20 protein-coding genes are annotated in these 17713 nt (G+C 66.1%); 9 read left to right on the top strand and 11 right to left on the bottom strand.

Features of this window, described 5'->3' with window-relative positions; all coding sequences use genetic code 11:
• From mftF to mftA, 6 genes are all read right to left on the bottom strand, one after another.
• Positions 1-1413, bottom strand: coding sequence for a mycofactocin biosynthesis glycosyltransferase MftF (mftF, locus tag M1247_RS22025; protein ID WP_317158500.1), 1413 nt, complete (start codon positions 1411-1413; stop codon positions 1-3).
• Positions 1410-2153 (bottom strand): mycofactocin biosynthesis peptidyl-dipeptidase MftE, encoded by a 744-nt coding sequence (gene mftE, locus M1247_RS22030; protein WP_317158501.1) that lies wholly within the window; start codon positions 2151-2153, stop codon positions 1410-1412. The genes mftF and mftE overlap by 4 nt, the downstream gene beginning before the upstream one ends.
• Positions 2154-2298: 145 nt before the next feature.
• Positions 2299-3492, bottom strand: a complete 1194-nt coding sequence (gene mftD, locus M1247_RS22035; protein WP_317158502.1) for a pre-mycofactocin synthase MftD — start codon at positions 3490-3492, stop codon at positions 2299-2301.
• Between the two features lie 3 nt (positions 3493-3495).
• A complete protein-coding gene (gene mftC, locus M1247_RS22040; protein ID WP_317158503.1) occupies positions 3496-4686 on the bottom strand; it encodes a mycofactocin radical SAM maturase in 1191 nt (396 codons plus the stop codon).
• A complete protein-coding gene (gene mftB / locus M1247_RS22045) occupies positions 4686-5000 on the bottom strand; it encodes a mycofactocin biosynthesis chaperone MftB (protein WP_317158504.1) in 315 nt (104 codons plus the stop codon). The genes mftC and mftB overlap by 1 nt, the downstream gene beginning before the upstream one ends.
• Positions 4985-5080 carry a mycofactocin precursor MftA gene (gene mftA, locus M1247_RS22050; RefSeq protein WP_317158505.1) on the bottom strand — a complete coding sequence of 32 codons (96 nt, stop codon included), beginning with the start codon at positions 5078-5080 and terminating at the stop codon, positions 4985-4987. Before mftA ends, mftB begins: the two co-directional genes overlap by 16 nt.
• A gap of 106 nt (positions 5081-5186) precedes the next feature.
• On the opposite strand from mftA, the gene mftR reads away from it, so the two are divergent.
• A complete protein-coding gene (gene mftR / locus M1247_RS22055) occupies positions 5187-5783 on the top strand; it encodes a mycofactocin system transcriptional regulator MftR (protein ID WP_317158506.1) in 597 nt (198 codons plus the stop codon).
• Here mftR and M1247_RS22060 read toward each other — a convergent pair.
• Entirely contained in the window at positions 5778-6500 is a 723-nt protein-coding gene (locus M1247_RS22060) for a phytanoyl-CoA dioxygenase family protein (protein WP_317158507.1), read from the bottom strand. The two genes, mftR and M1247_RS22060, sit on opposite strands and share 6 nt — an antisense overlap.
• Before the next feature lie 125 nt (positions 6501-6625).
• Here M1247_RS22060 and M1247_RS22065 point away from each other — a divergent pair, with 125 nt between their 5' ends.
• Positions 6626-7141, top strand: a complete 516-nt coding sequence (locus tag M1247_RS22065; protein WP_317158508.1) for an RNA polymerase sigma factor — start codon at positions 6626-6628, stop codon at positions 7139-7141.
• Positions 7138-8430 (top strand): VOC family protein, encoded by a 1293-nt coding sequence (locus M1247_RS22070; RefSeq protein WP_317158509.1) that lies wholly within the window; start codon positions 7138-7140, stop codon positions 8428-8430. The genes M1247_RS22065 and M1247_RS22070 overlap by 4 nt, the downstream gene beginning before the upstream one ends.
• 62 nt (positions 8431-8492) lie before the next feature.
• Here M1247_RS22070 and M1247_RS22075 read toward each other — a convergent pair whose 3' ends face one another.
• Positions 8493-9692 carry a L,D-transpeptidase gene (locus M1247_RS22075; protein ID WP_317158603.1) on the bottom strand — a complete coding sequence of 400 codons (1200 nt, stop codon included), beginning with the start codon at positions 9690-9692 and terminating at the stop codon, positions 8493-8495.
• Positions 9693-9852: 160 nt separating this feature from the next.
• On the opposite strand from M1247_RS22075, the gene M1247_RS22080 reads away from it, so the two are divergent.
• The 4 genes from M1247_RS22080 to M1247_RS22095 all read left to right on the top strand — a co-directional run bounded on the left by M1247_RS22080 (position 9853) and on the right by M1247_RS22095 (position 12789).
• Entirely contained in the window at positions 9853-10593 is a 741-nt protein-coding gene (locus M1247_RS22080; RefSeq protein WP_317158510.1) for a DsbA family protein, read from the top strand.
• Positions 10590-11417, top strand: coding sequence for a cytochrome c biogenesis CcdA family protein (locus M1247_RS22085; protein WP_317158511.1), 828 nt, complete (start codon positions 10590-10592; stop codon positions 11415-11417). The genes M1247_RS22080 and M1247_RS22085 overlap by 4 nt, the downstream gene beginning before the upstream one ends.
• A gap of 68 nt (positions 11418-11485) precedes the next feature.
• Positions 11486-11860: a BlaI/MecI/CopY family transcriptional regulator gene (locus tag M1247_RS22090; protein WP_317158604.1), complete on the top strand. Its 375-nt coding sequence runs from the start codon at positions 11486-11488 to the stop codon at positions 11858-11860.
• On the top strand, positions 11857-12789 hold the full coding sequence (locus M1247_RS22095) for a M56 family metallopeptidase (protein ID WP_317158512.1): 933 nt from the start codon (positions 11857-11859) through the stop codon (positions 12787-12789). The genes M1247_RS22090 and M1247_RS22095 overlap by 4 nt, the downstream gene beginning before the upstream one ends.
• Before the next feature lie 68 nt (positions 12790-12857).
• Here the strand turns inward: M1247_RS22095 and M1247_RS22100 are convergent, their stop codons facing one another.
• The gene (locus M1247_RS22100) at positions 12858-14042 is read right to left on the bottom strand and encodes an NAD(P)/FAD-dependent oxidoreductase (RefSeq protein WP_317158513.1); all 1185 of its coding nucleotides are present in this window, start codon (positions 14040-14042) and stop codon (positions 12858-12860) included.
• Positions 14043-14111: 69 nt separating this feature from the next.
• Positions 14112-14558 carry an Rv2324 family transcriptional regulator gene (locus M1247_RS22105; protein ID WP_317158514.1) on the bottom strand — a complete coding sequence of 149 codons (447 nt, stop codon included), beginning with the start codon at positions 14556-14558 and terminating at the stop codon, positions 14112-14114.
• A gap of 113 nt (positions 14559-14671) precedes the next feature.
• On the opposite strand from M1247_RS22105, the gene ddaH reads away from it, so the two are divergent.
• Positions 14672-15529 (top strand): dimethylargininase, encoded by an 858-nt coding sequence (gene ddaH / locus M1247_RS22110; RefSeq protein WP_317158515.1) that lies wholly within the window; start codon positions 14672-14674, stop codon positions 15527-15529.
• Positions 15526-16761 (top strand): ornithine--oxo-acid transaminase, encoded by a 1236-nt coding sequence (gene rocD, locus M1247_RS22115; protein ID WP_317158516.1) that lies wholly within the window; start codon positions 15526-15528, stop codon positions 16759-16761. The genes ddaH and rocD overlap by 4 nt, the downstream gene beginning before the upstream one ends.
• An 86-nt stretch (positions 16762-16847) precedes the next feature.
• On the opposite strand, the gene M1247_RS22120 is transcribed toward rocD, so the two are convergent.
• Positions 16848-17699 (bottom strand): mycofactocin-coupled SDR family oxidoreductase, encoded by an 852-nt coding sequence (locus M1247_RS22120; protein ID WP_317158517.1) that lies wholly within the window; start codon positions 17697-17699, stop codon positions 16848-16850.
• Positions 17700-17713: the final 14 nt, after the last annotated feature.

The raw sequence follows: 17713 nt of genomic DNA on the forward strand, positions 1-17713 counted from the left end.
TCAGCTCCGCAACTGCGGCTTGAGCGCACCGAGGTGACGTTCACGCACGACGCCGGTCCACAAACCGGCCCCATAAGCGATGTCGTCCAGACGTTTGAGCAGCAGATGGCTGAACAGGCCGACAGGTTTGGTGTCGTCGTCGACGTTTCCATGTCTGGTCGCCCAGTCCACCACCCCGTCGACCACCGCGGCCAACAGCACGGCGTGTCTCGCTCGCCGGGACAGCAGCGCAGCGATCAGTGCGATCGGCCAGTAGTGCCGACAGATCGCCGAACACAACTGCAATGCCGATGACCACAGTCCGTGCGCGGCCACCACCGCGACTTCCTTGGGCTCGGTCTCGACGGCACTCAACGAGCGGGCGATCCGCCTGCCGGTGAACACCGCCGCCACCAACGAGGCCAGATATCCCACACATGACCCCATCGACAGCGCCAACCAGACCACGAGGGTCCAACCGGAGATCACCAACGGTGCTGTCTTGTTCGGATGCCGGACAGTCAGCGGTGCCGCCGATGATCCGTAGAATGCCTTGCGGGTGAACCACTCTCGCAGGTCGGTCCGGTGATCGTGGGCGACCAGTGCGATCGGCTCGTAGCGTAACCGGGCGCCTGCCTCGACGAAACGCCAGCACAGATCGACGTCCTCACCGGACTTCAGCGCCTCGTCGAACCCGCCGACCCCGTTCAGCGCGGACCGGCGACAGATGATCGCCGCACTCGGCACATAGGAGACCGTTCCGTACGGCACCACCGGAGCTTCCCGCACGCCGAGGTCCAAAGAGGACCGCACGGCCTCGTACCGGGCGACGAGGTTGTCCGCGGTGTGCAGGCCGACGATACGGGGTGCCACCAGCGCCACCGCCGGATCGCAGAAATGTCCGAGCAGTGCTTCCAGCCAGCCGCGGCGCGGCACCACATCGGAATCGAGGAACGCCACGAAGTCGGTCTGGCAAGCGGCCAGGCCCGTGTTACGTGCGGCGGCCGGGCCGTTGTTGCGGGAATGCCGGAGGACCTGCACGTCGCAGTGCATGCCGGTGAACTCGGCGTGTTCGATCGGGACCACCGAACCGTCGTCGACCACGATGACCCGCAAACCCCGTAGGGTGCCGATCAGGCGGTGCAGCCCAGATACGTTATCACGCACCGGTATAACGACGGTGACGTCACGGTGGGACGGTCCACTGGCCGGCCGGGGGTGTGCGACGGTGGCGTCGAGCAAGGTCCGGGCCAACTGTGCGCTGAGCGCATCATGCACTTCGAGGCGTCCACCGTTGAGCATGGTCTGGGCAGTCGGGGCGAGCCGCAGCAACCTGGTGGGCGACCCGCCCAGCAACGCCGAACCTTCTCCGAGCACCTTGACCCGGCGATCGACCTGCACGGCAAAACCGTCGGGCAGCCTCGGTCCGCTCATCGGAGCATCCCGTTCCGGTCAGGCTGCCACCGCCTCACCCGGCCCGCGCAACCGTCAACCATCTCGGCAAAGATACGCTCGCCCTCGGCGGCGGTAGCGGTCGTCGGGTCACCGAGTACCCCGAGTTCGCTGACCGCAACGACCCCACCGCTGCGCATCAGCGGCAACAGCTCCGTCAGTGGTGCGGTGCTGCCGGCGCTGAGCTCGTCAACCCACACGTCCTCAGGCGAAATATGTAGCAATACAGATGTTTCGGTATGTCCGGCGTGTGCATCGGCGTCGGCAACACTACACGGGACCCATCCGACGTCGCGATCCTCGTAACGGAGCAGCGCGGCCGCTGCTGCCAGTGCTTCCACGTTCCCCCCATGACCGTTGACGAATACCAGGCGGGAGGCCCAGCTCGCGGCGGACCTACCGTACTCGACCAGCAAAAGCCGCAGCGCAGCTGTTCCGATCGAAACCGTGCCGGGAAATCCCTCGTGCTCGCCGCTGGCTCCGTAACCGATGGCGGGCGCGACCAACGCGTGCAGGTCGGCAGGGCCATCGAGGCGCGCGGCGACGGCGTGTGCCACCGCCGTGGCGATACGGGTGTCGGTGTCCAGCGGCAAGTGCGGACCGTGCTGTTCGGTAGAACCAACCGGGATGACCAACATTGGGGACATGCTTCGTAGCTGCCTCGACGTCGAGTTCCCGAGCCCGCTGGGAAAAGCCACCTGCCGATGGTAGGCCGAATTCACCTGGTGTGCGCCAATTGTTGAAGCATGAGCCGCACTAGATTTTCCGGATCTTTGCATTTGCCACCCGGGGACCGCCCGAGACCATCACGTGCGCCCCTTCCGCCACCCCTGTCACGCAGCGGAAATCGGAGGCAGCGGTCCCGTGTCAAGCGCCCTGAGTTGGCGGCACACCCAGCTCGCGCAGGAACCCCGGCGGCACGAGCACGTGCTCGGGACGCAGATCATGTACCGATGCCAGCCCCAGCCCGCGCAGTGCCGAGTCGATCCCGCCGTTCAGGATGTCGAGCACATTCTCGACGCCGGCCTGCCCGTTGGCCGCCAGCCCCCACAGGTAGGCCCGCCCGATCATCACCGCCCGGGCACCAAGGGCGACCGCCTTGACCACATCGCTGCCCCGGCGGATGCCGCCGTCCAGCAAAACCTCGACCTGATCGCCGACCGCTTCGGCGATCGCCGGCAGACAGCGAATCGCCGCCGGTGTGCCGTCCAGATTGTTCCCGCCGTGATTGGAAACCGTGATCGCCGAAACGCCAGCATCCACAGCGCGTTTGGCGTCATCGACGCGCACCATGCCCTTGAGTAGGAAAGGACCGCCCCACAGCTCGCGCAGCCAGGCGATGTCCTCCCACGTCGGCGGCGGGGTACCCATCCACTGGCCATAGGCCTCGAAGAACGTCGGGCCCGGTTCCCCGCGCCGGCCCTGATTGGGAACACGCAGGTCCGGCGGACGCAGATGTTTGCCGAAGCTCCACAACCATCGTGGCTTGGTGAGCACCTCCGGGGACATCTTCAGCATCGTCTTGAGGTCCATGTGTTCCGGGATCTTGGGGCTCCCCCAGTCCCGGCCGTGGCTGAAGCTCCAGTCGGTGGTCGCGATGAGACCCACGGCGCCCGCTGCCCTGGCCCGCTCAACCCGCTCGGCAATCTCATCGCGGCTGCCGAGCCAGTAGATCTGGAAGAAGACCTTGTCGTTGACGGCGGTGACTTCCTCCATGGGCTTGCTGGCGAACGACGACAGCCCCATGGCGGTACCCCGTGCCGCCGCCGCGCGGGCCACCGCCACCTCGCCGTCGGGATCAACCGCCTGGACGCCCGTCGGCGAGATGATGACGGGCATCGAAATGTCTTGCCCCATCACCGTTGTCGCCAGTTCACGCTTCTCCGTGGCACCGATGACGTGCGGGGCGAAGCCCAGCTCCGCGAACGCCTCGACGTTGTCGGAGACCGACACGCCCTTCTCACTCGCGGAGATCAACGACGAATAGGCGGACTTGGGCAGGCGCTTCTTCGCGCGCTGTTGGGCGATGGCGACAGTTTCGAACCAGGTATCGCGGGCCATGGATTACACCGGGCTTTCGTTACAGAGCCGGGCCGGCGGGGTGGTCAGCAGCTTGAGGGCCACCGGTCCCTGCTTGGTGCCGCGAGAGTGGTCCCCGCTGGGCCTGGGCTTGACCCGCTCCTGCGCCAGCGCGGGGGCGCCCCAGCCTTCGACGCACTCAGGGTCCGGCCCATCCATCGGCAAACCGGTGAAGAACTTGGCCGCCATGCAGCCGCCGCGGCAGCTGTCGTAGTGGTCGCAACCTCCACAGGCACCGGCGGACTGGGGCTCACGCAGTTCACGGAACAGCGGCGCGTTCTTCCACACGCTCTCAAAACCACTGTCCCGGAGAATGTTCCCGGCCAGGAAGCGGTCGTGGATGGCGAAGGGGCAGGCGTACACGTCCCCGATGGGGTCGATCAGGCACACCACGCGACCGGCACCGCACAGGTTCAGACCGGCCAGCGCGCCCGGCGCACCGAGGCCCGAGAGGTGGAAGAACGAATCACCGGTAAGCACCCCGTCCCCCTTGGCCACCAGCCAGTCGTAGAGCTGCCGCTGCTGGGCGGCGGTGGGATGCAGTTCGTCCCAGACATCGGCGCCGCGGCCCGAAGGGCGCAGGCGGGTGATCCGCAGGGTGGCGTCGTAACGTGCTGCCAGCGCCGCGAATTCGTCGAGCTGGTCGACGTTGTGCCGGGTCACCACCACCGAGATCTTGGCGTCCTTGAAGCCGGCGCTCTTCAGATTCTCCAGCGCCCGCACGGCCATGTCGAACGAGCCCTTGCCTCGCACCGCATCGTTGACCTCGGCATTGGCGCCGTCGAGCGAGATCTGGACGTCGACGTAGTCACTGGCGGCCAGTTTCGCGGCCACCTCGGGGTTGATGCGTACGCCGTTGGTGGAGAACTTGACCCCGACGTGATGCTCGGTCGCGTAGTCGACGAGCTCCCAGAAGTCCGGTCGCACAGTGGGTTCGCCCCCACCGATGTTGACGTAGAACACCTGCATGCGTTCCAGCTCATCGATGATGTCTTTGCACTGTTGCGTCGACAGCTCCCGCGGGTCGCGCTTGCCGGAGGCGGACAGACAGTGCACGCAGGCGAGGTTGCACGCGTAGGTGAGCTCCCAGGTCAGGCAGATCGGGGCGTCGAGGCCATGCTCGAACTGCTCGACCAGCCGCGGCACCGGAGCGGGGGCGGTATCGACGACAGTCATTACTTCTCCTTAGGGACCAGCATCTTCGACTGGACGAGCACGCCGAGCGCGTGCAGGTACGGCGCCTGCTGCCCGTCCTCGATGCCGGCGGCGCGGCAGGCGGACCGGATGTCCGGGTGTTCGTCGAGCGAATTGACAATGGCCACGATGGTCCGGTTCTTCAGGAACGAGAGTTTGCGGGTACCAAAGTGATACAGCAGAGCCCCGAACGGCTCCGGCCGCACCGCCACCTGGTGGTGCAGCCGCCAGCCGGCGTCGGGATCAAATGCCGGAGCCTGGGCAGTAGGCGCCGACACGGTCAGTAGACCCCGCACATCCCGTCGATCGACACCTCTTCGACCAGGGTCTCGGTGACGAGTTCGGTCTCGGTTTCGACGTGCTGATTCGGTTCCATGAGCACTCCCTTTCGTCGCGTAGGCTCTCGACAATTGTGATCGAGATCGCAAGAATATGGCATCGAGTGCCAGAATGGAAGTGTGGACCTCAAAAAGGCAGGTGGTATGCGACAACTCTCCACCTCACGGGTGGGCCGACGGCGTTCCACCACACAGGACCACATCGCCGACGTGGCCCTGGACCTGTTCACCGCGCGCGGCTTCGATGACGTCAGCGTCGACGACGTCGCCGCTGCCGCCGGAATCTCACGACGCACGCTGTTCCGGTACTACAGCTCGAAGAACGCGATTCCGTGGGGCGACTTCGACACCCACCTGCAACAGATGCGGGACCTGCTCGACCGGGTCGACCCGCAGATCCCGTTGAGCACGGCGTTGCACGATGCACTGGTGGCGTTCAACACGTTCGACGAATCCGAGACCGCCCATCATCGGCAACGAATGCGCGTGATCCTGGAAACAGCAGGACTGCAGGCACATTCGATGACAATGTACGCCGGCTGGCGGGAGGTCATCGCCTCCGCCGTGGCGAAGAGGTCCGGCACCACGGCGACTGCCCTGGTACCGCAGACCGTGGCCTGGCTGATGCTCGGTGTTGCGCTCTCGGCCTACGAGCACTGGCTCGCCGACGAGTCGGTATCGCTCACCGACGCCATCTCCGAGGCGTTCGACATCGTCCGCGATGGACTGGACGTCCTATGAGCTCCAACAGGATTCGGAGAGCACCGAACCGCTGTGCGGACGCAACGGCTCTGCCAGCACGATAGGCGCCTGCGACATGAACCGAGGCGTGGCGCCGCGGTGCTCGTCGGCTGCGTGCACCGTGAACGGATGCACCAGGTACAGATCCCCGGGCAGGCCGGTCGCCGCGGCCACCGGCCGTCCGGCGCTGGCATGGTCCACCAACGGCCCGGCATCGGCAAATTCCACCGCATCCGCACCGAGCACGTCCGCGACATCACGATGCGAACCCACCCGGATACGGGTGGCGGCGTCGTGCGAACCGACCTCAGATAGGAGGGTCAACACCAGCATGGTGTGCGGCCTGCCGCTGATGGCCCAACGGTCGCCGGACAGCGGAGTGTTGAGGTCGATGTGCCAGCCACGGTCGGCAGCCGCAGGCCGGACCGGGAACCGCACCGGAATGTTGCCCAACGCGTGACGGGGCAGCCAGCCATCCACCCCGCACAGCTGGTCAAGTGCGCTCGCCAACCGGGTGTTGTTGGCGAGCTGCCCGAACGGACCCTCACCGGTCAGATCGGACACCCATACCACCGGCTGGATCCACGACGCGACGTCATCCGGCGAGAGACCGATCTGCTGCCACAACAGAGCCCTTGCCGCGTCGGCGATCTCACGACAGTCCGGCTGTTCGACCTTCACAAATCCGTCTCGGACGAATGCATCGACGTCAACCACCCCACCCACCCTGGCGCAATCTCGGGCAATGAGCGAGCGGTTTTTCGGCGCGCCCGATAAGGCCGGATCAAAAAAACTTCTGCGCAGACCGTCGGAGTTCGGGCCGTTTCGGCGACGATAAGGGTGTGAGCGCCGAAACTGACGCTCCGCGGGCATTGCTGAGGCTGTATGACGAGGCGCTACCTGTCGTGTACGGGTACTTCATCCGGCGCTGCGGTGACCGCGGAACCGCAGAAGATCTGACGTCGGAGACGTTTCTGGCGGCGATGGACGCCGCGCGCAAGCCGTCTCCGCCGCAGCTCTCGGTGCCCTGGCTGATCGGTGTGGCCCGGCACAAACTCGCCGACCACTACCGGCGCCGTTACGACCGGCTCACCGTCCCGGTCGCCGAACTGCCCGAACCGGTGGATCCTGCCGACGACTGGGATGCCGAACTGGACCGCATCGTCGCCGAGAGTGTGCTCGCCACACTCACCGAGCAGCACCGCACCGTACTGGCACTGCGCTACATGGACGACCGCTCCGTGCCCGAATGTGCCGAGCTGATCGGCCGCACCGTGCATGCCACCGAAGCTCTGCTGGTGCGGGCACGCCGGGCTTTTCGAGCGCAGTACCCACGGCCGGAAGGAGGGACGCCATGACCGGGAGCAAAGGATTCAACAGCCACGATCCGCTGACCGTCCTCAATGGCGGCGAGCTCCCGGTTGCCCCGGATCCGGCATTCGCCGCAGGCCTGCGCGCCCGACTGGAATCCGCGCTCACACTCCCGAACCGAACCGAAGGAGTTGTCATGACTGGCACCGACACTGCCATTGCAGGAATCAATGAGCCCGCAGCCGCGGCTCCCCCGCGCTCGGCCGCCATTCCGTATCTCGCGGTCCCCGACGCCCGCGCAGCGATCGCCTGGTACGTCGACGCATTCGGTGCCACCGTGGTCGGTGAGCCGATCGCGATGGACGACGGGCGCATCGGCCACGCCGAGTTGGCAATCGGTGGCGGGGTGTTCTACCTGGCCGACGAGTATCCGGAGCTCGGGCTCAAAGCTCCTGCACCACAGTTCAGTTCGGTGAGCCTCATGCTGGCCGTGCCGGATACCGACGCCACACTCGAGCGCGCCCGCGCACACGGCGCTCAGATACAGCGGGAGCCCTATGAGAACTACGGCGCCCGTAATGCCGCCATCGTCGACCCGTCAGGGCATCGATGGATGCTGTCCGGGCCGGTCACCGGCGCCGCAACCCCGATTCAGCACGGCGACGTCGGCTATGTCTCGCTGTGGGTGCCCGATGCCGACCGCGCCGCGGCGTTCTATGGTCACGTCCTGGGCTGGACCTATGACCCGGCCACTCATCAGGTCACCAGCACCAGACAGCACGTCGGCATCTTCAGCATCGCCGGGCCACCCACGATGTTCTGCTGCTACGCGGTAGCCGACCTGGACGGTGCCCGGCAGGCGATCATCGAGGGCGGCGGGCAGGTGGACGACGCGCAGGAATTCGATTTCGGGACCGTGCTGGGAGCGACCGATACTGCAGGCTCCTCGTTCGCGGTCTTCGCGCCCACCGCCGGGACGCCCCGGCCCGATCTCAATGGCGCTGGGCCGGGGGAACTTTCGTACATCACCTACGAGGTTCCCGATGCCACGGCATTCAAGGCGTTCTACAGCCGGGTGCTGTACTGGACCTTCGAACCCGGTCGCGTCGACGACGGGTGGGCCGTCCAGGGCAGCCAGCCGATGTCGGGCATGGCCGGCGGCAGCGCGGCCGCGACGACGGTGCCGATGTGGACGGTCGCCGACATCGAGGCCGCCGTGGCGCGGGTGCGCGAGGCCGGTGGCACGGTACTGCAGGAACCGGCGCGCCAACCGTACGGATTGAGCGCCGAGTGCACCGATGACCAGGGCAGCCGGTTCTACCTCGGCGAGTTCTAGGTCACCACTCCACCGGAACGGCATTCCCGGTCGTCAACCGCTCTCGGTAACGACCGGGAATGCTATTTCGCGGAAGGTAGCGCGCTACCGGCGAGCCATTGGTCCCACGGCACGCTCCAGTCGCCGTTCTGCCAGATCGGCAACGGCTGCCCGCCGGTGTTACGGACTTCGAAGACATCCCCGGGTTGGGAGAACTCATAGAACCAGCGGGCGTTGTCGGCGTTGACGTTCAGGCACCCGTGTGAGGTGTTGGTGTTGCCCTGCGCCCAGACGGTGCTGTCCAGTTGGTGAACGTAGATCCCGCTGTTGGTGAGGCGGACGGCGTAGTTGACCTTCAGCTTGTAACCCAGGCGTGAATCGACAGGCAGCCCATAGGTCGAGGAATCCATGATGACCGGGTTGGCCTTGTCCATCACCGTATAGACCCCCGGTTGTGTCCAGAACGAAATGGCCTGACCGCCAACGGTTTCTGATCCACCCATCCCCATCGAGGTGGGTATCGTCCGGATCAGCTCACCGTTGCGGTACACGCTGATCTGCTTGGTGGCGTCGTCGGCGACCGATACGTGGGAATCTCCGATGCGGAACGCGGTGTGGGTGTCCTTTTCACCGTAGAGCCCGGCACCGAGATCCGCGCCGTAGATGTCGGCCTCGGCGACGATCTGTGTGCCGGGACGGTAATAGTGCGCAGGACGCCAGTGCGCGTTCTGGTTGTCCATCCAGAACCAAGAACCTTCGACCTCGGGGGTGGTCTTCACGGACAGTCGCTTCTGGGCGGCGGCGCGATCGGTGACCGGTTCATCGAAGTGCGCCACGATGACCGTGCCGACACCATAGGTGGCACCTTCGACCAACGGAGCCTTCGAGGTGGTGGTGAACGACACCCGGGTCTGGTTGCGGGGAGCGAGGGTGGTGAACGTCGAGGTCTGGGTGGCCGGAATCCCGGTCAGGCCACGACTGGAGGCGTTCACGCTGTAAGTGCGGCCGTATTCGAGTGCGCCGCGGGGCGTCCAGGTCAGCTTGTCCGGCGTCATCGCCCCCGGCACGGTGACATTCGCATCGTCGACCATCGTGACGTCGACCAGGCTGCCCTGGCTCGCGGTGACACGCACGGGGCCTGCAGGATTCACCGCGGTGGAGTCGGCCGTGGGCGCAAAGCTCACTGCTGCGGGAGCCGCCTCCGGTCGTTGCACGTCGGCCCGCGCCTGCGGACCGCCGGTGGCCGAGCGTGTCGAGAGCCACACCGCGGCGACGGCGATCATGGCCACGAGCGCAACACAGACCAGACTGCGCGGCAACGTCAGCGCGACCCGACCGGCATCGCCTGCCCGGTTCGGCACTTCGGACCCCCACTGTGATAGGAATAGTTCTACGTAGCTACGCCGTAGGTACGTAGAATCCACGTTAGCACGGAGGCACGGGATGAGTGGTTCCCGACGGCACAGCGTCAGCAAAGACGTCGCGTTCATCGCAGGGCTCGTCGTCGTCGCCGCGGCGCTGATCCTCTATCTCGTGATGCGCCCGGACGGCGCTGGCGGTCAGGAGGATCCGACAGCCGCGCCGATCTCGACGTCGGCCGGGCCACCGCCGACCGGCCAGGGTGAAACCAGTGCGATGACAGTAGAACGCCGACTGGCCGGTGATCCGTTTGCCGTCGGCGACCCCGCTGCACCGGTGGTTCTGGTGATGTTCGCCGATTACCGCTGCCCGTTCTGCGCCAAGTTCAGCCGCGACACCGAACCCGAACTCATCGACCGCTTCGTCGACCGGGGCACCCTCCGCATCGAATGGCGCGACTTTCCCATCTTCGGTGACCAGTCGACGCTGGCGGCCCGCGCCGCGCGCGCAGCCGCCGAACAAGGCAGATTCTGGGAGTTCAACCGCGCGGTGTTCGCGGCCTCGCCCGAACGAGGCCACGCCGACTTGACCGAGGACGCGCTGACCGGGTTCGCGCGCGAGGCCGGCGTCGCCGACCTCGACCGGTTCTCGACTGCGATGCGCAGCAACGCATTCGATGCCGCCATCAATGCCGATCTGGCCCTCGGCAACAGTATCGGCGTCCCGAGCACACCGGCATTCCTCATCAACGATGTGCCTCTGCTGGGCGCGCAACCGACTTCGGAGTTCGTCCAGGCCATCGACAATGCCGCGGGGGGCCAGTGAACGGAGTCGGACTGCTGGGTGCATTCCTCGGGGGCCTCGCCTCGTTGCTCAGTCCGTGCTCGGCACTGCTACTCCCGTCGTTCTTCGCCTACGCCTTCGATCGGACCACGGTCCTGATCCACCGGACAGTGGTGTTCTGGATCGGTTTGTGCCTGGTCCTCGTACCCATGGGCGCCGGACTGGGCATCGTCGGCAGCGCCGCGACCCGCTACCGCGGCGAAGTTACCCTCGTCGGCGGTCTGGTGTTGATCGGCTTCGGTCTACTCACGCTGGCCGGCAAGGGGTTTGGATTGGCTGCCGCCCAGCGCGTGACCGCGCGGATCAGGATCTCCTCGACGTTGTCGGTCATCGCACTCGGCGCGGTCTATGCCCTGGCGGGATTCTGCGCGGGACCGCTGCTGGGCGGAATTCTGACGATCTCGGCCATGGGTGCCGACCCGGTCTACGGCGGGGTCTTGATGGCGCTCTACGCCCTGGGTATGGCAGTTCCGCTGTTCGTCCTCGCACTCACGTGGGACCGCTTCGGATTGGCCGGGCGCACCTGGCTCCGCGGACGCCCCGTTCAGATCGGACCGCTGCAGACCCACACCACCTCTCTGATCTCCGGTTCGGTCTTCATCGGGATCGGTCTGCTGTTCGTGATGACCGAGGGCACCGCGAATCTCGGAGGCGTTCTGACCGTCGACGCGCAGTACGACCTCCAACTGTGGTTGAGCAGGGTTTCGTCGACGATCGACACTGCGCATGTGCTGCTGGCGGTGGTCCTGGCGGCAATCGCCTGGCTGACCTATCGGCGCTGGCGCCACCACCGACAATGCCGTTGACCGAGATCCGCGCTACTATCGCGCTACGTAGGTGTTGACATCGGTAGCCGACAGATGGGCATGTGGGGATGGCGTTGAGGGAGTTCGGTGAGCTCGAGACCGTGGTGATGGACATGCTGTGGTCGCGGGACGAGCCGTCGACCGTGCGCAGCGTGCACGAAGAGCTCAGTCGTCAACGCCAGATCGCCTACACCACAGTGATGTCGACGATGGACAACTTGTTCCGCAAAGGATGGCTGGAGCGGGAGAAGGTCGGTTTGGCCTATCACTACCGCTCGAAGATGAGCCGCGAGGAACACTCGGCCAACCTGATGCGGACGGTGTTCGAGTCCGGTGGAGACAGCGAACTCGTGCTCACCTTCTTCCTCGAGCAGATCGGGAATGAGGACTCGGCCAAACTGCGGCAGGCGATTCAGCGATTGAAGAAGAGTGGCTCGCTGTGAACGCGGTGACCTTCCTTCTCGTCTATGCCGTCACGCTTGCCTGGCTGGCGCCCGCGGTGTTGGGCAGTCGCCTGACCGCAGGCGTGCAGCCCCGGTTGGCCGTCGCCGCCTGGCTCGCGACCATCGGGACCGCATCCATGGCGTGGATCGCTGCCCTGGTGATTCTGGTGGTGGGGGCGATACACAGCCTGGTGACCGACACCGCGTTGACGTTCTGCGTCGAAACACTCGGTATCGCTCGCCAATTGGAATTGCCTTCGTCCGTCGGGACCGCGGTTGTGGTCGTGTTGCTCATCGTCACGGCCGCGGTAGCCCTCCACACCGCCCGGCGGGTGGTGGTCACATTGTTGAGCACCTCACGATCCAACCGCGACCATGCCGCCGCGGCCCAACTCATCGGGCGGCCGACCCGGCACCGCGATGTCGTCGTGGTCGACTCGGAACGGCCCACCGCTTACTGCGTCACCGGTGGCCGCCGGCAGGTCATCGTGGTCACGACGGCGGCAGTGGAGCGGTTGGACAGCGCCGGCATGAAAGCGGTACTGGCCCACGAGAAAGCGCATCTGGCCGGCCGCCATCACCACATCATCGCGTTACTCAACGCATTGTCGGTGGCGATGCCGCGAGTTCCGCTGATACGTGCCGCGACACAGGCGGTGCCGGTCCTGCTCGAGATCTGTGCGGACGACGCCGCGGCACGCCGACACGGTCGTAAATCTCTACTCACCAGCCTGATCTCACTGCACACCGATCCTCGGGTGCCTGCGGGTGCGCTGGCGGCCGCGGGCACTGGCGTGGTCGAGCGCGTGATGCGGCTTGCCGAGCCGCCCGTACCGGCCCGGTGGCATCCGCGCGGGATGGCACTGTCCCTCGTCGCGGGTGCGGTATGCATCGCACCGGCGATCGCGTTCACTCTGTGCGGAGTCTGACGGGCGAACCCCCGCGATTTCGGCGTGATCGGTTGCGCTCAGCGGAACCGATCACGCCGAAATCACTATCAGGGCAGGACGTCGGCGATGGGGGCGCCGGCCGCGATCTTGCCGCGCGACTTCATGACCTTGCCGGGCATGCCGCCGCCGACCACGCCGACCACGGCGCCATTGCGTTCGTAAAAGGCCAGGAACTTCCGGCCGTCATCCTCGACCACGTGCACGACGTCGTCGGCCTCGGGCTCACCCAGGCACTGGATCTTGACATCGTACTGGTCACTCCAGAAGTAGGGCACCGACACCACCGGTGAGGACTCCTGCCCGAGCAGGGCAGGCACCAGAGCCCGTGCCTGATCGGCCACATTACTCCAATGTTCAACGCGCGCTTGGTCGCCCACCGCCGAACGCCACGAGGCCACGTCGCCGATGGCCCATACGTTGGCGGCGCTGGCGCGGCCCACCTCATCGCACACCACACCGTTGTCCAGCGCGATTCCGCTGCCGTCGAGCCATTCGACGGCCGGGTGTGAACCGATGCCCACCACGACCAGATCGGCATCCAACTCGGTGCCGTCGCCCAGCACCACCTGCTCCACCTTGTCAGTGCCGCGCACCTCGCTCACGCCGACACCGCACCGCACGTCGACACCTTCGGCCTGGTGCAGACGGGTCACCAGGGCGCCGATCTGCTCGCCGAGAACCGACGCGAGAGGCGTCGGCTGCGGCTCCACCAGCACCACCTCCACCCCGAGTTTGCGCAGGCTCGCCGCGACCTCACATCCGATGAAGCCTGCGCCGACAACGACCGCACGCCGCGCCTTGCCTGCATCGGCACGCAGAGCAAGGCTCTCGTCGAAGGATCGCAGCACCCGGATGCCGGGCAGATCAGGGAAGGAACGAATCCGGTTGGGCACCAGTCCGGTCGCGATCACGAGTTCGTCGTAACCCACCTCGTCGCCGTCGGCCAGTTTCACTGTCTTGGCTGCAGTGTCGACCGCGTGCGCGGCAGCCCCCAGCCGCAGGGTGATGTCGTTGTCCGCATAGAATTCGGCCGGCTTCAGCGTCACGTCATCGGTCTCGGCGCGCAGCACTTCCTTCGACAACGGCGGCCGGTCGTATGGCAGATGGTCCTCGTCGCTGACGATCGTGATCGGCCCGGAGTACTCCGAACGGCGTAGCTGCTCGGCGGTCCGGGCCGCGGCCAGGCCCCCGCCGACAATCACTACGCCCCCCGATTGCGAAGATGAAGTCACGTGGGGGTTTGTACACGATGGCCCCGGCGCCGTGTGCGCCACCCTAGGTTTGCGCCACTTTTCGACCCTTCAGGGACGCGTCCGTTCGATGATGTTGGAGAGCACGACGATGCTCTCACTGCGTTCGATATCCGCGGCGGAACGGATGCGTTCCAGCGCCTCCTCCAGATGTCGCATATCGCGGGCGAGCACATGCAGGATGGCGTCGGCGGTGCCGGTGACCGTGGCCGCGCTGACCACCTCGGGGATGTCCACCCAGGCCGCACGCAGCTGGTCCGGGGCGATGGCGCCGTGACAGAACACCAGCACGTAGGCCTCGGTCCGCCAGCCCAGCACATTGCGGTCGACGACGGTGGTGAAGCCACGGATCACCCCCTCGTCCAGCATGCGGTCCACCCGCCGCTTGACCGCGGGTGCGGACAGGTTCACCCGTTGCCCGATCTCGGCGTAGGTCGCCCTCGCATGCTCGGCGAGCTCACTCAAGATCAGCTCGTCAGTATCGTCCAGACGCTCCATATCGACTCCCACGCAATAAACCGCTGACTGGCCACCTTCTACACAATGTATCGATGGTATAGACGCAATGCTCAGTGATTGATTGCGCCCTGACCACTCCATAGGCTCGATTTATGACGATTTCCGACGATGTCCTGCCGACTGCCGAAGTCGCCGCCACCTCACGCGAGCGCCATGCAACCGCCCGCCACTACGCCATGACTGCCCCGCAGTACTTCGCGGTCGAATACGCGATCAATCCGTGGATGGACACCTCCACCGCCGTGGACACCGAACGCGCGCTGACCCAATGGGCGACGCTGCGCGAGACCTACCTCGACCTCGGTCACAGCGTCGAACTGGTGGCACCGCGCCCCGGCCTGCCCGACATGGTGTACGCCGCCAACGGCGGAATCGTGATCGGCGACACCGCCATCGTCGCACGGTTCGCCTATCCGCAACGCGCCGCGGAAGCCGACGCGTACGCCGAGTGGATGCGTAGCCGCGGCTTCCACCCCGTGTCCACCGAGTACGTCAATGAAGGCCAGGGTGACCTGCTGCTCGCCGGATCAACACTGTTGGCGGGTTGGGGTTTTCGCACCGACGTTCGCGCACACGGCGAGATCGCCGCAGCCACCGGCCTGCCGGTGGAGAGCCTCGAACTGGTGGATCCACGCTTCTATCATCTGGACACCGCGCTGACCGTGCTCGACGACACCACCGTCGCCTACTATCCCCCGGCCTTCACCGATGCCGCGCGCACCAGGCTGGTCGAACTGTTCGACGACGCCATCGAGGTCAGCAGCGTCGACGCGTATGTCCTCGGTCTCAACGCCGTCTCTGACGGTCGCCATGTGGTGCTCCCCGAGGCCGCCGCCGGCTTCGCCGAACAGTTGCGCGACGCCGGGTTCGAGCCGATCGGCGTCGACCTCTCCGAACTGCTCAAAGGCGGCGGATCCATCAAATGCTGCACATTGGAGCTACATTCATGACCATCCTGGACAGCGTGGACAACACGTCCATCACCGACGCCATCGCCCTCGATGGCCGCGTCGTCGCGCACAATTACTCGCCGCTGCCGGTCGTCGCCGCCAGCGCGGAGGGCGTCTGGATCACCGATGTGACCGGCAAACGCTACCTCGATTGCCTGGCTGCCTATTCCGCGGTGAACTTCGGCCACCGCAACCCCGAGATCATCGCCACCGCCCATGCCCAGCTCGACCGCCTCACCCTGGTCAGCCGGGCGTTTCACGCCGACCGGCTGGCGCCGTTCTGCGAGGCACTGGCCCGCATGTGCGGCAAGGACATGGTCCTGCCGATGAACAGCGGCGCCGAGGCCGTCGAGAGTGGCATCAAGGTGGCGCGCAAGTGGGGCACCGACGTCAAAGGCGTCGCGGCGGGCAACGGTAATATTGTGGTGGCCCGCAACAACTTCCATGGCCGCACCACGACGATCATCAGCTTCTCCGACGATGAGACCGCGCGCCGCGGATTCGGTCCGTATACCCCGGGGTTCCGGTCGGTTCCGTTCGGGGACGCCGATGCGGTGGCCGCCGCGATCGACGACGACACGGTCGCGGTGCTGCTCGAGCCGATTCAGGGCGAAGCGGGCATCATCGTGCCACCGCAAGATTTCCTGCCCCGGGTCCGTCAACTCTGCACCGAACGCAACGTGCTGATGATCGCCGACGAGATCCAGTCGGGTCTGGCCCGGACCGGACGCACCTTCGCCTGCGACCACTGGGGTGTGGTCCCCGACATCTACCTGCTGGGCAAGGCCCTGGGCGGCGGGGTGGTTCCGCTATCGGCGGTGGTCGCCGACCGTGACATGCTCGGAGTCCTGCACCCGGGCGAACACGGCTCGACGTTCGGCGGCAATCCCTTCGCCGCGGCGATCGGCAGCACCGTGGTCGCCATGCTCGAGCGTGGCGAATTTCAAGAGCGCTCAACCGAACTCGGCGAGCATCTGCATACGCGGCTGCGGACCCTGATCGGGCACGGAGTGCAGACCGTGCGCGGCCTGGGACTGTGGGCCGGTGTCGACATCGACCCCGCGCTGGGCACCGGGAAACAGCTGAGCACCAGGCTGGCCGAGCACGGTGTGCTGGTGAAGGACACACACGGCTCGACATTGCGGTTCGCCCCGCCGCTGGTCGTCACCGCCGACGAGATCGACTGGGCTGTTGATCAGTTCGCCGCCGTCCTTGCTGAGGCGCGCGCATGATCGTCGCGTACTGAGCGCGAGCAGACACGCCGGTACCCGTAAACCGCCCGCAAAGGGGACCGAACTGTCTGCTCGCGGGGAAAAGTTCAGTACTTCATGACGCCACGGTCAACGGCGATCTGGCTACCGGACAGCGTGGCCGAGCCGTCGCCGGCCAGCCAGGCCACCACGTCGGCGACTTCTTCGACCGTCATGAACGCCGCCAAGCCCTCGTTGCCGTTGCCCACCGGCCGCAGCGGCATCGGCGCGAAGCTGTGCAGATAGCTCGGGTACTTGGCGAATATCTCCGCCATGGCCTCGGGCTCGATCATCGGGGTGTCGATGGAATAGGGATGGATCGAGTTGACCCGAATTCCGTACTCCCCCACCTCAAGTGCCAATCCGTTGGTCAATGCCACCAGGCCGTGTTTGGAGGCCGCGTAGTGCCCGTTGCCCGGGGTGGCCTTGAGCCCCGCCGAGGAACTGACGACGATGATCGACCCACCGTTGCCCGCCTCGATCATCGCGGGGACAGCCGCCCGGATCGTGCGCCAGGTGCCGTTGAGGTTGACGTCGACGACGGTGTCCCACTGCTCGGGCGACATCTCGAATATCCGCCCCCAGCTGAGCACGCCGGCATTGGCGACGACGATGTCGAGCCGGCCGAACTGCTCGATGCCGTCGGCAACCACCTGCTGCTGTGCGGCCAGGTCGCGGATGTCGACCTCACGCGCGAGTACCTTGCGTCCGGTGGACTCCACCGCGCGGACCGTCTCGGCCAGGTCCTCGGACGTGGCGGGCGCATAGGTGATGGTGTCGTCGACGGCAGCGCACACGTCGATCGCGATGATGTCGGCACCCTCGCTCGCCAGCCGGACGGCATGCGCCCGGCCCTGGCCTCGTGCCGCGCCGGTTATGAATGCCACCCGCCCTTCGAGCGGTCCTCCAGCTGTCGTCATCACCGGTCCTTTCG

Origin of the sequence: Mycobacterium appelbergii (assembly GCF_032883035.1) — a bacterium.
GTDB classification, from domain to species: Bacteria; Actinomycetota; Actinomycetes; order Mycobacteriales; family Mycobacteriaceae; genus Mycobacterium; species Mycobacterium appelbergii.

Bases quoted from the DNA above. Each gene is read 5' to 3' on its own strand.
- mftF (WP_317158500.1), bottom strand. From the start codon at position 1,413: ATGAGCGGACCGAGGCTGCCCGACGGTTTTGCCGTGCAGGTCGATCGC.
- mftD (WP_317158502.1), bottom strand. From the start codon at position 3,492: ATGGCCCGCGATACCTGGTTCGAAACTGTCGCCATCGCCCAACAGCGC.
- mftC (WP_317158503.1), bottom strand. From the start codon at position 4,686: ATGACTGTCGTCGATACCGCCCCCGCTCCGGTGCCGCGGCTGGTCGAG.
- mftA (WP_317158505.1), bottom strand. From the start codon at position 5,080: ATGGAACCGAATCAGCACGTCGAAACCGAGACCGAACTCGTCACCGAG.
- mftR (WP_317158506.1), top strand. From the start codon at position 5,187: ATGCGACAACTCTCCACCTCACGGGTGGGCCGACGGCGTTCCACCACA.
- M1247_RS22070 (WP_317158509.1), top strand. From the start codon at position 7,138: ATGACCGGGAGCAAAGGATTCAACAGCCACGATCCGCTGACCGTCCTC.
- M1247_RS22075 (WP_317158603.1), bottom strand. From the start codon at position 9,692: ATGATCGCCGTCGCCGCGGTGTGGCTCTCGACACGCTCGGCCACCGGC.
- M1247_RS22080 (WP_317158510.1), top strand. From the start codon at position 9,853: ATGAGTGGTTCCCGACGGCACAGCGTCAGCAAAGACGTCGCGTTCATC.
- M1247_RS22090 (WP_317158604.1), top strand. From the start codon at position 11,486: ATGGCGTTGAGGGAGTTCGGTGAGCTCGAGACCGTGGTGATGGACATG.
- M1247_RS22105 (WP_317158514.1), bottom strand. From the start codon at position 14,558: ATGGAGCGTCTGGACGATACTGACGAGCTGATCTTGAGTGAGCTCGCC.
- ddaH (WP_317158515.1), top strand. From the start codon at position 14,672: ATGACGATTTCCGACGATGTCCTGCCGACTGCCGAAGTCGCCGCCACC.
- rocD (WP_317158516.1), top strand. From the start codon at position 15,526: ATGACCATCCTGGACAGCGTGGACAACACGTCCATCACCGACGCCATC.
- M1247_RS22120 (WP_317158517.1), bottom strand. From the start codon at position 17,699: ATGACGACAGCTGGAGGACCGCTCGAAGGGCGGGTGGCATTCATAACC.